Source organism: Paraburkholderia sp. SIMBA_054 (assembly GCF_046534875.1).
GTDB lineage: Bacteria > Pseudomonadota > Gammaproteobacteria > Burkholderiales > Burkholderiaceae > Paraburkholderia > Paraburkholderia hospita.
Genome location: NZ_JAWRXV010000116.1, coordinates 1 through 13,053, shown reverse-complemented (window position 1 = coordinate 13,053; position 13,053 = coordinate 1). Strand labels below are relative to the sequence as shown.

11 protein-coding genes are annotated in these 13,053 nt (G+C 62.7%); 7 read left to right on the top strand and 4 right to left on the bottom strand.

The window, feature by feature from the left end; translation table 11 throughout:
* Positions 1 to 154 precede the first annotated feature (154 nt).
* The 4 genes from SB822_RS53305 to SB822_RS53290 form a co-directional block, all read right to left on the bottom strand.
* Positions 155 to 937 (bottom strand): SDR family NAD(P)-dependent oxidoreductase, encoded by a 783-nt coding sequence (locus SB822_RS53305; RefSeq protein ID WP_009769685.1) that lies wholly within the window; start codon positions 935 to 937, stop codon positions 155 to 157.
* Positions 938 to 949: 12 nt separating this feature from the next.
* Positions 950 to 2,128, bottom strand: a complete 1,179-nt coding sequence (rhmD, locus tag SB822_RS53300; RefSeq protein WP_410858600.1) for an L-rhamnonate dehydratase — start codon at positions 2,126 to 2,128, stop codon at positions 950 to 952.
* A gap of 40 nt (positions 2,129 to 2,168) precedes the next feature.
* The gene (locus SB822_RS53295) at positions 2,169 to 3,509 is read right to left on the bottom strand and encodes an MFS transporter (RefSeq protein WP_201762699.1); all 1,341 of its coding nucleotides are present in this window, start codon (positions 3,507 to 3,509) and stop codon (positions 2,169 to 2,171) included.
* A 119-nt stretch (positions 3,510 to 3,628) separates the two neighbouring features.
* Positions 3,629 to 4,381: an SDR family NAD(P)-dependent oxidoreductase gene (locus tag SB822_RS53290; RefSeq protein WP_079487127.1), complete on the bottom strand. Its 753-nt coding sequence runs from the start codon at positions 4,379 to 4,381 to the stop codon at positions 3,629 to 3,631.
* Positions 4,382 to 5,617: 1,236 nt separating this feature from the next.
* Here SB822_RS53290 and SB822_RS53285 point away from each other — a divergent pair.
* The 7 genes from SB822_RS53285 (at position 5,618) to SB822_RS53255 (ending at position 12,855) form a co-directional block, all read left to right on the top strand.
* Complete coding sequence (locus SB822_RS53285) at positions 5,618 to 6,655, top strand: toll/interleukin-1 receptor domain-containing protein (RefSeq protein ID WP_410858599.1); 1,038 nt, start codon at positions 5,618 to 5,620, stop codon at positions 6,653 to 6,655.
* 333 nt (positions 6,656 to 6,988) lie between these two features.
* Positions 6,989 to 7,675, top strand: coding sequence for an NADPH-dependent FMN reductase (locus SB822_RS53280; RefSeq protein WP_410858598.1), 687 nt, complete (start codon positions 6,989 to 6,991; stop codon positions 7,673 to 7,675).
* Positions 7,676 to 8,070: 395 nt separating this feature from the next.
* Positions 8,071 to 8,289, top strand: a complete 219-nt coding sequence (locus tag SB822_RS53275) for a hypothetical protein (protein ID WP_009769690.1) — start codon at positions 8,071 to 8,073, stop codon at positions 8,287 to 8,289.
* Between the two features lie 137 nt (positions 8,290 to 8,426).
* Positions 8,427 to 9,332 (top strand): ferritin-like domain-containing protein, encoded by a 906-nt coding sequence (locus tag SB822_RS53270; protein ID WP_410858597.1) that lies wholly within the window; start codon positions 8,427 to 8,429, stop codon positions 9,330 to 9,332.
* Between the two features lie 103 nt (positions 9,333 to 9,435).
* A complete protein-coding gene (gene iaaH, locus SB822_RS53265) occupies positions 9,436 to 10,890 on the top strand; it encodes an indoleacetamide hydrolase (protein ID WP_410858596.1) in 1,455 nt (484 codons plus the stop codon).
* A gap of 6 nt (positions 10,891 to 10,896) precedes the next feature.
* Positions 10,897 to 11,646, top strand: a complete 750-nt coding sequence (locus SB822_RS53260; protein ID WP_024163100.1) for a CDP-diacylglycerol diphosphatase — start codon at positions 10,897 to 10,899, stop codon at positions 11,644 to 11,646.
* A gap of 138 nt (positions 11,647 to 11,784) precedes the next feature.
* The gene (locus SB822_RS53255; RefSeq protein ID WP_410858595.1) at positions 11,785 to 12,855 is read left to right on the top strand and encodes a fatty acid desaturase; all 1,071 of its coding nucleotides are present in this window, start codon (positions 11,785 to 11,787) and stop codon (positions 12,853 to 12,855) included.
* The last annotated feature ends 198 nt before the right edge of the window (positions 12,856 to 13,053 follow it).

Here is a 13,053-nt window from a genome sequence, read left to right as displayed (position 1 = left end):
CCTGGTAGCAGTTTACAAGCGCTGAATAGTTACGCGGCGGCAAAGAAAAGTAGGTGCCGCCCCGCACAGGGGCGACGTTTGAACGGCAGACACCGTAACGCGGATGCCAACGCAAACACATAGCAAACCCCAGCGTCGCAGACAACCAAAAACCCTACTGCAAATTCACAAACAACCCACCATCAACCAACAACGCAGCGCCAGTAACATATCTGGCCCGATCAGAAGCAAGAAACACCACACAATCCGCCACATCATCCGGCTGCCCCAGCCGTCCAAGCGGAATGCGCTTCTCGAAGTAAGCCTTCTTGGCATCATCGCCGAGATCCTCGGCATTCAGATCAGTAGCAATCGTCCCAGGCATAACAGAATTACACCGTATGCCGTAAGGCCCAAGCGCAATCGCGCAAGACTGCATCAGCGAGTGCACACCCGCTTTCGTCGGCGTGTAATGCGTCTGCATCCCACCCCCAACGAGCGCACTAATCGAACTCGTCGCGACGATCGCACCGCCAGTGCCCTGCGCCTTCATCTGCTGCGCAACAGCCTGCGTGACAAAGAACGCCCCATTGAGATTGACGGCAACAGTCGTCTCAAGCACATCGGCGGGCATGTCAAGAAATGCATGAAACGGACAAATGCCCGCATTGCTGGCCAGCACATCAACCTTACCGAACGCCTCGACCGTGCGCCGCACTAGCTCAGGCCCCGTCTCCTTCAACGCGACATTGCCCTCGACGGCAATCACCCGCCGCCCAAGCGATTCGATTTCACCCACCACTTCTTCGACCGCGGAACGCCGGTTATACGACGCATCGTTATCGCCCCAGTAGTTGATCGCAACATCGGCACCCTCTTTCGCACACGCCACGGCAATCGCTCGCCCAATGCCGCGCGAGCCACCCGTAACGATCACCGCCTTGTCTTTCAGCAGCACATGCTTCTCCGTTCAATGTTGATAAGGCCGCTCGAGTGCACACTCGGGATTCAGCCGCACACCGAAGCCCGGCGTGTCAGGCACCTTCATGCGGCCATTGACGGGCACCGGCTCGTCGAGCAGCAACGGCGTGAACATCGGCACCACCTGATCGGCCTTCGGCGCCATCATCAGGAACTCGGCGAACGGCGAGTTGTGACGCGTGACGACGAAGTGATAGCTGTACACCGACGACCCATGCGGCACGACCATCACGTTATGCGCATCGGCGAGCGCGGAAATCTTGATCAGTTCGGTGATGCCGCCGCACCAGCCGACGTCCGGCTGGATCAGATCGCAGCAGTTCATTTCGAGCAGCATCCTGAAGCCCCAGCGCGTCGCCTCATGCTCACCCGTCGACACCATCATGCCGCGCGGCACGTTGCGGCGCAGTTCGGCGTAACCCCAGTAGTCGTCGGGCGATAGCGCTTCTTCGATCCACTTCAGCCCATAGTCGTGCGCGGCCTTCGCAAGCTTCGTCGCGTACGTGACGTCGAGACTCATCCAGCAGTCGTACATCAGCCAGAAATCGTCGCCGACGCGGCTGCGCATTTCAGCGAGCTTGTCGAGATTCTTTCTGAGTCCCTCCTCACCTTCTGCCGGATTGTGCTGCAAAGGCAACTTGCCGCCGATAAAGCCCATTTCCTTCGCAAGATCGGGCCGCGCGCCCGTCGCATAGAACTGCAGTTCGTCGCGCACCGGGCCGCCCAATAGCTGGTACACGGGCTCCTTGCGCACTTTCGCGAGCAGATCCCACAGTGCGAGATCGACGCCCGAAATCGTGTTGAGCACGACGCCCTTGCGTCCGTAATAGAGCGTCGAGAAGTACATCTGATCCCACATCTTCTCGATGTCCGTCACGAGTTGTCCTTCGAGGAAGCGCGCCAGATGCTTCTCGACGATGAACGCGCCGATCTCGCCACCCGTCGTCACCGCGAAGCCGACCGTGCCGTCACTCGCCTCGATTTCGACGACCAGCGTCCCCAGCACGTTGATGCCGAACGACTGCCGGCTTTGCCGGTACTGCGGATAACGCGCCATCGGCGTCGAGATGTGATCGTCGATCCAGTGTCCGTCGGCCTGATCGTGATAGTCCGCGCCGCCGCCGCGGACGACGAAGGCACGCACGTGCCGGATAGTGGGCATCGCCATGTTCTAGAGCTCCGTTCGTAGGTTGCGTGCGCCTCGCGTGTCAGCGGGCGCGATGAATGGGTTGCGGGAAGGCGGGCGTGTCGCGCGTCGCGTCGCGGCGCACCAGCGTGCCGATCAGCAGCGCCGCCAGCAAACTCGCCGCGCCGAGCAGCAGCAGACCCGCCGAGGTCGACTGGAACGCATGCTCGGCGCTCGTGCGCAGCGTCGGCGCGATGAAACCACCCAGGCTGCCGAGCGAGTTGATCAACGCGATGCCGCCTGCGGCCGCCGCGCCCGTCAGGTAGCGCGTCGGAAAGGTCCAGAAGAGCGGCTGCGCGGCGATGAAGCCGCTTGCCGCGCAGCACAGCGCGGCCATCGCCAGCAGCGGGCTATGCGTCGCGCCCGATACGCCGATCCCGCATCCGGCGAGCACCAGCAGCGCGACAGCCCAACGCCGGTGCGTGCCCGTCGCGTCGGCGCGGCGCGGCACGAACCAGGTCAGCGCGAGCGCGCAGATCCACGGCACGGCCGCCACCATGCCGACGCGCAAGCCGACCGACTCGCCCATCAGCGCCGCGACCTGCTGCGGCAGATAGAAGATCACGCCGTACACGCTCATCTGGATCAGCAGATAGATCGTGGAGAACAGCAGCACGCGTTTATCGACGAGCGCCGCAAGCAGATTGCGCGGACCATGCGCGGACGCGGCGCGCGCGTCGTCGTCGAGCGCGGCGCTCAAGGTCTTGCGCGCTTGCGGCGTGAGCCAGCTGGCGTCTTCGGGCCGATCGTCGAGATAGAAGAACGCCCATACGCCGACCACCGACGCCAGCCCGCCTTCAATCAGAAACAGCCACTGCCAGCCCGCAAGGTTCATCGCGCCGTGCAGCTCGAGCAGAAAGCCCGACAGCGGACTGCCGAACATGAAGGCAAGCGGCGCGCCGAAATAAAACACGCCGACAGCACGCGCGCGCGCCGATTGCGGAAACCAGCGCGTCAGGTAATAGATGACGCCCGGAAAGAAGCCCGCTTCAGCGACGCCGAGCAAAAAGCGCAGCGCATAAAACGTGGTAGCCGTGTGCGCGAGACTCATCGCCGCCGACACGAGGCCCCACGTGACCATGATCCGGCACATCCACAGCCGCGCGCCGACGCGATGCAGCAGCAGATTGCTCGGCACTTCGAACAGCGCATAGCCGACGAAGAACACGCCCGCGCCGAACGCGAACGCGGCGTTCGAAATGCCCGTGTCGTGCTGCAAGGCCTTTTGTGCAAAGCCGATGTTCGCGCGGTCGAGGAACGCGAGCACGTACATCAGCAGCAGGAACGGCAACAGCCGCCGCATGACCTGGCTGACGATGCCGTCGAGGGTGTCGCGGGTTTCGGACGAGGTCCCGTTCATCATGTCTCCGTGTCGCCTTCGTGCGAAGGCGCAAGCGGCATACGTGTGCCGCTTTCGTTCGTCGCTTTCGTTCGTCGTTTGTCGCTTTCGTTTGTGATTGCTGTCGTTTGGGTGCGACGGGTCTAGTACGTCGCGCGGCCGCCCGACAGATCGAACACGGCGCCCGTGCTGAATGCGCAGTCTTCCGACGCGAGCCACAGGATCAGAGACGCTGCCTCGTCCGGTAGCAGGAAGCGGTTCATCGGAATCTTCGACAGCATGTAGTCGATGTGCTCCTGCTTCATCGAATCGAAGATTTCGGTTTTCGCGGCTGCGGGCGTGACGGCGTTGACGAGGATGTTCTTCGTCGCGAGTTCCTTGCCGAGCGATTTGGTCAGGCCGATCAGCCCTGCTTTCGACGCGCTGTAGTGCGATGCGTTCGGATTGCCTTCCTTGCCCGCCACGGAAGCAATATTGACGATGCGCCCGTAACCCTGCTTCAGCATCTGCGGCACGACCGCGCGGCACGCCAGATACGGGCCGATCAGGTTCACGTCGATCACGCGGCGCCACATGTCCGGTTCGAGTTCCCACGTCGTGCCGTTGCCGCCCGTGATGCCGGCGCAGTTGATCAGCACGTCGATGGCGCCGTGAGCGGCGAGCGTCTTGCTGACGGCGGCGTCGATCTCGGCCTCTTTGGTTTGATCGACGGTGACGGCTGCGACCTTGCCGAGTTCGCTTAGCTCTTTCGCGCTGCGCTCGAGCCGTTCGGTGTCGACATCCCAGAGCGCCACGGCCGCGCCCGAGCGCAGCGCGCGCTGCGCTACCGCATAGCCGATTCCCCGCGCGCCGCCCGTAACGACGACGACACGGCCCTTCAGATCGATCTGATTCATCGCTGCGCTCCTTGTTTTGCTCCTGATGCGCGGGATGTTGCTCGCGCATTTATTGTTGTTGGGGTTTGGGGTTGGTGTTCGGTCACGGACCCTCGGTGTACGCAATATAAATCGGGGGGCGATACGGGAACAATCCGAGTGTTGGATGGGGTGATAACAAAAGTGAATCGGGGAGGGGCCGTGCGGCGCATGGGTTGCCGGTCGGTGTTTTGGATTTTTGCCGGCATTCCGCGTTGGCGCCTACGCGGCGCGGTCGGTTTGTTTTTTTGCCTTTGCGCTGGTATCTGCGGTTTGCCTTCACGCTTCAGGCGTTGCCGGGCGGTATTTTGGGTTTTGCGCTGGCATCCGCGATTCGTTAGCTTGCTTCAAGCGTCGCCCCTGTGCGGGGCGGCACCTACTTTTCTTTGCCGCCGCAAAGAAAAGTAGGCAAAAGAAAGCGGCTCACACCGCCAGCTTTTATCCTTGTCCACGGGCCCCCAACGTCCCCACACTTCACACGACAACATCTTTGTTTGCGTGCGTTGCCAACGCTTCGAATGAATGCCTCACCCGCTTCGACTACCCGTACATGGGCTAGCGAAAGCGAATGGTATGTGCCGCCCAGGTGGCAAACTGTGTGTAGGTTGTCGCGTCGTATAGGGTAGCGCTCTTACAGGGTGGAACGCATGCGCTATCGGTCCGGAGTGAGGCGTGTGAAGCACTACGGCCTACACACAGTTTGCCACCTGGGCGGCCGTGGAATATCTGGCACGGCATGGTGAAGCGCGGGTGCGTGAAGCGGGTGAGGCGCACCGCAAGAGCGCTGGCAACGAACGTGGGTCACGTGGTTGCCGTGCGAAGCGTAAGAACCTCTGGGGGCCCTCAGGCAAACACAAGGATTGGCGGTGTTAGCCGCTTTCTTTTGCCTACTTTTCTTTGCGGCGGCAAAGAAAAGTAGGTGCCGCCCCGCACAGGGGCGACGCTTGAACAGCAAACACCGTAACGCGGATGCCAGCGAAAACCAAAGCAAACCACACCGCTTGCGCAGCAAACACCGCCCTCCGGATGCCAGCACAAAGGCAAAAACACCAAAACGGGTACTGGCTTCAGCCGACGCAGTCAGTTCGCATCCGCACATTCAACCATCATCGCCCACCATGCAACGCTAACCGGACACAGCGCGCTCTGCTTTAATAAAAGAGCATTTCAATTGCAGGATCGGCTCGCCGTTCAACCCGAAGAGGGAGGAATCGTTCGATGCGGCCCATTTTCATCAGTTACCGGCGCGAGGATACGGAAGGCCAGGCAGGTCGCCTGTTCGAATCGTTGCGCGAAGTGTTCGGCGAGCACACGGTCTTCATGGACGTTGCGACGATCGAGCCGGGCGCCGACTTCCGGCGCGCAATCGAGACGAACATCGACAAGTGCGCGGTGCTGCTGGCGCTGATCGGCAAAACCTGGCTCACCGTCACAGACCGGGAAGGCAAACGGCGCCTCGACAATCCGAACGACTTCGTACGGCTCGAAACGTCGTCGGCGCTCAAGCGCGACGTGACCGTAATACCCGTGCTGGTGCAAGGCGCGACGATGCCGCAGGAACCCGACCTGCCCGCCGATATCAAGGACCTCGCCTACCGCAACGCGTTCGAGCTGACGCACGCGCGCTGGGACAGCGACGTGGAACTGCTGATCAAGACATTGTGCACACACGCAGGCGACGAACCGGGCGACAGCGCGCCCGCCGACACGCCGCACGCGAAACCCACCCCGAACGCAAACGCTGGCAAGAGTCACACACGCATGTGGACGATCGGCGGCGCGGTCGCGGCGGTCGCGCTGATGGGCGCTGTCGTATTGAAGATATCGGGGGCCGGACACGAGGCAAAAGCGGACACGACCGTTGTCGCATCGGCGCCCGTTCCGACGACGACGACGGCGGCGACGCCCGGCAATCAGGCGGGCAAAGGCGATCAGATGGTGTCGAAGAAGGCTTTGCAGCGGTCCGCGCACGATCGCGGCGCGTGCGTCAGGCCTTTCGTCTGGCGCCAGGCGCAACCTCGCGACAAGGTGTGCGTGACGCCCGAAACGCAACTGCGCATCCTCGCCGAAAACCGGGCCGCCTCCGACAACCGCTTGCCGAACGGCGGCGCGTATGGACCGGACACCTGTAAGCCCGGCTTCGTGTGGCGCGCTGCGTTCGACAGCGACACCGTGTGCGTGACGCCCGAATCGCGGCAGATGACAGCCGACGACAATATGCTCGGCGCTCGGCGAATCGTGCCGTTGCCGCAGTAACGCGCGCGGCGCGTTTCCTCAAGCGCAAAAAAAGCCCCGGATTCTTGCGAATCCGGGGCCAATCCCATGTCAAGGAGTTCTCATGGAGGAGACGGTTTCATATTAGCGCCCGCCCGTCCCCGTTCCAACCAAGCCTTTTGCACAAGCAATCCACGCCGCCGCGCGCAGCCGATAACCCTTCTGCGGTTATATCGTTAGAACAAAAAGTCGTTTCCTGCTGGTACGATCGGTCACTAACATGGCGGTTCAGGTCCAGAGGCCCGTTCGCATGGGACACGCCAAACGTGTCGAACATGCATCCGGCCGGCCGCCACTGCAGCAAGGAGCTTGAAGTTGACCCGTTTCGACCAGAACCGCCGCCCGCTCGTGATCGGCATCGGCGGCACCACGCGCGCTGCATCGTCTACTGAACGCGCGCTCGGCTTTGCGCTGCGCGGCGCGGAACAGGCGGGCGCACGTACGCGTCTGTTTGGCGGCACGTTCCTGCACAGCCTGCCGCACTATGCGCCCGAAAGCACCCAACGCACCGACGAACAGATCGAATTGATCGAGGCCGTCCGTCACGCCGACGCCCTCATCATCGCGACACCCGGTTATCACGGCGGCGTGTCGGGCCTCGTGAAAAATGCGCTCGACACGCTCGAAGAATTGCGTGCCGACGAGCGCCCTTACCTCGACGGCCGCGCGGTCGGCTGCATCGTCACCGCGTATGGGTGGCAGGCGGCGGGCTCGGTACTCACGTCGCTGCGCTCCATCGTGCACGCGTTGCGCGGCTGGCCGACGCCGTTCGGCGCAGGCATCAACACGCTCGAAACACGTTTCGAATCTGCCGATACCTGCTCCGATCCGAAGGTGGTGGAACAGCTGTCGATAGTCGGCCAGCAGGCCTCGCAATTCGCGCTCGCGTTCCGCTCGCATCATGCCTCGCATCACGCGGACGGCGCATCCGCGGCGACCGCAACTTCGGCCAGTGACGCCGACGAAACGCGACCCAAACGCGTTCTGGTACTGGCGAACTGATTCGCCGCTTCCACATGCGCAATGCCATGTGCCGCATCGAAGCGGCGCGTGACATTGCGCATGCGCGCTAACGCCTCTTCACCGCTCACGCCGCTCCATCACACTGTGCCGCCGCAGCGCCTCGCTGCGTGCGCTGGCCAACATGCGCGGCGACGCGATCGTGGTCCAAACAACAGACCCGGCTGCCCTCGCCGCCGCATCATCGCGACAACGCACGCGATAACGCCTCATCCAGATCCCCGCAGACCGTTCCCTGGCCGCCCGTGATTTGCTTGCGACGAATGATTGGTTCACGCGCTCCACGGCCCAGCCTACGCTAGTCCCTGCCCGCTTCGATTAACTGATCGCCGTGCTGCGCGCAATCCGTCGCGGGGAGGCGATCAAACATGAAACAGATGAACAGACATATCCGCTACAAGGGCTACGAAGTGGCCCCCGCTGCACAGCGCCTGCCCAACGGGCTCTTCGCTGCAAACCTCACCATCGAGAAAGCCACGGCCGCCAGCGGCGGACACGCCTATTCGTTCGACGCGCTCGACTATTTCTTCGACGAAGAGCACGCGCTAGCGTATGCGTTCCGTTGGGGCCGGCTGTGGATCGACAGCCATCAGTAAACACGCAGGTCCATTGCAATTTTTGACGCAATGCAGCGCCTAAAGGCGTGCGGCAGCACGGCGCATGCCCGCTCGACGCCACAAATTAACGGGTTATGACAGAATAGCCGGAATAACTGGTCACGTTTCCGCCTGACATGTCAGACACCCTGATAACAGATGCAGAAGCCGCTCACGATCATGCGCTGCGCAACTGGACCTTCGATGGCCACGCACGCATGCGTGTCGGCTCCGACGAACACAAGCAGATGTTCTGCCGGATGCTTCTCGAAACGCATAACCCTTACAAGCCGGCCGTTATCGACTGGCCGCAATTGCAGCCCGATGCGCTGAAGCGCATCACGTCCCTGCCGATCTGGGACATCGCCGTGCAAACGGAAGGCCGCGCGTCGATTCGCGTCGCCACGTACGCCGCGCAGGTGCAGGACCCGCTGATACGCGAAGCGATCGAAATGGACGCGGCTGAAGAAGCGCGTCACAAGCACGTTTTGTCGCGTCTGGTCGCCGCATATGGCATCGAGCTCGCGCCCGAGCCGCAGTATCCCGCTCCGCGCCACCCCGAATGGGCATGGATGTTCACCGGCTACAGCGAGTGCATCGACAGCTTCTTTTCGTTCGGGCTGTTCCGCTCCGCACAGTTGTCCGGCTATTTCCCGCAAGAACTGGTCGAAACCTTCGAGCCCGTGATTCAGGAAGAAGCGCGCCACATTCTCTTTTTCGTCAACTGGGTCGCGTGGTATCGCCGAACGATGCCATGGTGGCGCCGTCCGTGGCACTCGCTGCGCGTCGGCGCGATCTGGATCAAGCTGATCTGGGACCGCGTCGCGATTGCGAAGGGCATCGACTCGAACGGCGTCGCGCACGACTCGAACTTCCTGCCCGCCAACAGCTCGACGATTGGCCAGGCACTCTCGACGCGTCAACTGATCGAACTCTGTCTCCTAGAAAACGACCAACGGATGGCCGGCTACGACAAACGGCTCGTCCGTCCGACGCTCGTTCCCGCGCTCGCACGCCTCGCGCTGCGCTTGATGCGCAAGTAGCCGCCAGTAAGCGCAAGCAGCCGCACGATTGCGGAAGCACATCAGCGTGCCGCGCGCACGCGTGCGCATTCACGACACGTACCAATCGAGGGAGACAGACCACATGCAATGGACCGTCGATGAGCAACTCGCGCTGACCGCAACGCAGGCCGTGGCCGCCATCCAGTCCGGGCGGCTCGACGCACTCGACTATGTCGCGACGCTGCTCGCGCGCGCCGCCGCGCTCGACACGCTCAACGCGTTCACCGCGATCGACATGGAAGGCGCGCTTGCCGCCGCGAAACGCATCGACGCACTCCCGCCCGACGAAAAAGCCCGTCTGCCGCTCGCGGGGCTGCCCGTAGTCATCAAGGACAACATCAACACGGCGGGTCTGCTGACCTCGGCGGGCACGCCCGCCCTCGACGGCTTCAAGCCGAAGACGGACGCGCCCTCCGTGCGCAGGCTGATCGACGCGGGCGCGATCGTGCTCGGCAAAACCAACATGCACGAACTCGCGTTCGGCATCACGAGTGCGAATCTGGCCCCGCATGCGGGCGTCGTGCGCAATCCTTACGACCCGTCGCTGATCGCGGGCGGCTCGTCGGGCGGTACGGCCGTCGCCATCGCCGCGCGCGTGTCGCCCGCCGGCCTCGGCAGCGACACGGGCGGCTCGACGCGCATTCCCGCCGCGCTCACGGGGATTGCGGGCTTCCGCCCGTCGGTGGGCAACGGCGGCGCCGAGCGCCGCTATCACGACCCGCTTGCCGTCGTGCCGATCAGCCACACGCGCGATACCGTCGGGCCGATGGCGCGCACCGTCGCGGACGTCGCGCTGCTCGACGGCGTGATTACGGGCGACACCGCCCTGCCCGACGTGCCACTGTCGGCGCTGCGCATCGGTTTGCCCGAGCCGCTGTGGGCCGAGCTTGAACGCGCGACGGAAGATGTGGCGCGCGCCGCGCTGAAGGCACTCGAAGCGGCGGGCGTCACGTTCGTGCCCGTCGCGATGCCCGACCTGCTGCAGCTGAACGAGCAGACGGGCGGCCCGATCGCGATCCACGAGACGCTCGACGACGTACGCGACTACCTCGTCGCGAACGATGCGCCCGTCCAGACGGTCGGCGAGCTGGCAGCGCGCATCGCCAGCCCGGACGTGCGCAATATCTACGACGTCGTGCTGGCAGGCGCGCTGACCCAGCAGTATCCCGACGCGATGAATAAATGGCGTCCGCAATTGCAGCGGCACTACGCGGACACATTCGCGGCCGAACGCCTCGACGCACTGCTGTTTCCGACCACGCGCCTCGTCGCCGTGCCGATCGACGAAGTGAACGGCTCGTCCGTCGTGTCGATCGACGGCGCGCCTGCCATCGACGAAATGACCGCCTATCTGCGCAACACCGATCCCGCCAGCAACGCTGGCATTCCGGGCCTCTCGCTGCCCGCGGGCCTGACGCAGGACGGCTTGCCCGTGGGCATCGAACTGGATGGACCACTTGGCAGCGACCGCCGGCTGCTCGCCATCGGCATCGCGTTCGAAGCGCTGCTCGGCACCGTCCCCGCTCCGACTATCTGACACCTCATGACCCGACCACGCATCAGGCACCTCGCGGCGCTTGCCGTCGCGCTGTGCACCTCCAGTTGCGCGCTCATCGCCGCCGCCGATCCGAACGCGCTCTGGAACATCGTCGACCATCAGTGCGTGCCCGTCGCGCGCGCGTCGGGCGGCGCGGGCTTCTGCACGGCCGTCAATCTGCCCGGACACTACGCGATCCTCAAGGACATCAACGGCAACACGCAATATTTGCTGATTCCGACGGACCGCGTGACGGGCATCGAAAGCCCGAGCGTGCTCGCCGCCGATGCGCCCGACTACTGGGCCGACGCGTGGGCCGCGCGGCAGTATGTCGGCTCGCGCATCGGCCTGACGTTCCCGCCCGATCAACTCGGCCTCGAAATCAACTCACAGTTCCGCCGCACGCAAAATCAGCTGCATATCCATATGGACTGCATGCAGGACGACATCATCAAAGACCTCGCGCGCTTTCGCACCGTCGAGCCGGGCCAGTGGCACTGGACGAAGCTCGACGGCAGCGCGTACCGCGTGATGCGCGTGCTGTCGCTGACGGGTGACAACGACCCGTTCCGCATCGTCGCGCGCGACCGGCAAGGCAGCGACGCGATGGCGCAGCAAACCATCCTCGTGACGGGCGCAGGACCGAAAGACAGCGACGGCTGGCTGGTCGTCAACAGCGGCCTGGAACTCGACGACGGCAGCGGCACGGCGGAAGGCATGCTCGATCACGCGTGCCGAATCGGCATGCATCAGTAAAAGCGCTGAGCATTTGTTCAATTCGCACGTATAACAGACGCCAAATCCGCTTTACTCACAAGCTTTGCCGAACAAATTGGTTCGGCGGCGGCGGACGCGCCTTTAGGATCGGTGAACTGCAATACGACCGATCCGCCGATGTCTTTCTATCTCGACGACGCACAACGCCACACGCTCACGCAGCGTCGCAACAGCTTCACATGGCGCACCGAATGGCCGACGTGGCTTCTGATCGGGGCAATCTATGGCGGATGGTTTTTCATCGCGAGTCACGCGCGTGGGTTTGGTCTGAGCATTGCGATTCCGCTGCTCGCCGTGTTCAGCGCGTGGTACATGTCGCTTCAGCATGAGTTGCTGCACGGGCATCCGACGCGCTCGCCGTTCGTCAATGGGCTGATCGGGTTTGCACCGCTCGCAGTGTGGTTTCCGTATCGCGTGTATCGCGATCTGCATTTGCAACATCACGATGATCCGCATCTGACGCATCCTGAAGTCGATCCTGAAAGTTATTTCGTTAGTCGCGAGGCTTGGCGGCATGCTGGGATGCTGACGCGTGTGCTGCTGATTGCGCGGAATACGTTTGCTGGGCGGCTGCTGCTCGGGCCGGCGTTTTCGATTGCGGCGACTTCAACGCAGGCGCTGCGGAAGGTTGCGCGGGGTGATTGGGCTGACGTGCCTGCGTGGTTCGCGCATTTTGCGGCGCTTGCTTTGCTGGTTGTTTGGCTTGATCGTCAGTGTGGGATTGCGCCTTGGCTGTTTATTGCAGGGGTCGGGTATCCGGCGCTCGCGTTGAGTTCTGTGCGTTCGTTTCAGGAGCATCGCGATGCGGATTTGCATGAGCAACGCTCGGTGATCAATGAGGCTGCCTGGTTCTGGCGCTTGCTGTTTCTGAACAATAACTATCACCTCGTGCATCACGACTTGCCGCATGTGCCGTGGTTTGCTTTGCGCACGGTTTATGTTGCGTTCCGCGTGCAATATGTTCAACGGTCTGGTGGATTTCTGGTTAAGGGTTATAGCGAATGGGCCAGGCAGTACGCGTTTGCTGTGGCCATGCGGCCTGTGCATGGGGATTTGTCCCGTGGCACGCGGTTTGGTCGGCCTGCTGCTGCCGGCAATGCGTTTGCAGGTACCTTGCAGGCGCGTGAGGTTCGTGTGTCCGTTAGTGTCGAACGGGATGGTTCGAGGGTTGGGCGGGTTGATTTGTGAGTGTGGGTTTGGTTTTTTTTCTTTGCGGTGGCATCCGGTTTTTGTCTTTTTGGGCGTAGGCGTTGCCGGTCGGTTTGGTTTGCTCGTGTTGGCGCTGGCATCCGCGATGTGGTGTTTGCCATGGGGCCTGTCATAGATTTTGTGTTCAAGGCATAACATGTAGCTCAAGGAGCATGTATGCCACGCAAACCCAAGACG

Excerpts from the sequence above, each read along its gene's own strand:
- rhmD (WP_410858600.1), bottom strand. The coding sequence starts at position 2,128 with ATGGCGATGCCCACTATCCGGCACGTGCGTGCCTTCGTCGTCCGCGGC.
- SB822_RS53295 (WP_201762699.1), bottom strand. The coding sequence starts at position 3,509 with ATGATGAACGGGACCTCGTCCGAAACCCGCGACACCCTCGACGGCATC.
- SB822_RS53290 (WP_079487127.1), bottom strand. The coding sequence starts at position 4,381 with ATGAATCAGATCGATCTGAAGGGCCGTGTCGTCGTCGTTACGGGCGGC.
- SB822_RS53285 (WP_410858599.1), top strand. The coding sequence starts at position 5,618 with ATGCGGCCCATTTTCATCAGTTACCGGCGCGAGGATACGGAAGGCCAG.
- SB822_RS53275 (WP_009769690.1), top strand. The coding sequence starts at position 8,071 with ATGAACAGACATATCCGCTACAAGGGCTACGAAGTGGCCCCCGCTGCA.
- SB822_RS53270 (WP_410858597.1), top strand. The coding sequence starts at position 8,427 with ATGTCAGACACCCTGATAACAGATGCAGAAGCCGCTCACGATCATGCG.
- iaaH (WP_410858596.1), top strand. The coding sequence starts at position 9,436 with ATGCAATGGACCGTCGATGAGCAACTCGCGCTGACCGCAACGCAGGCC.
- SB822_RS53260 (WP_024163100.1), top strand. The coding sequence starts at position 10,897 with ATGACCCGACCACGCATCAGGCACCTCGCGGCGCTTGCCGTCGCGCTG.
- SB822_RS53255 (WP_410858595.1), top strand. The coding sequence starts at position 11,785 with ATGTCTTTCTATCTCGACGACGCACAACGCCACACGCTCACGCAGCGT.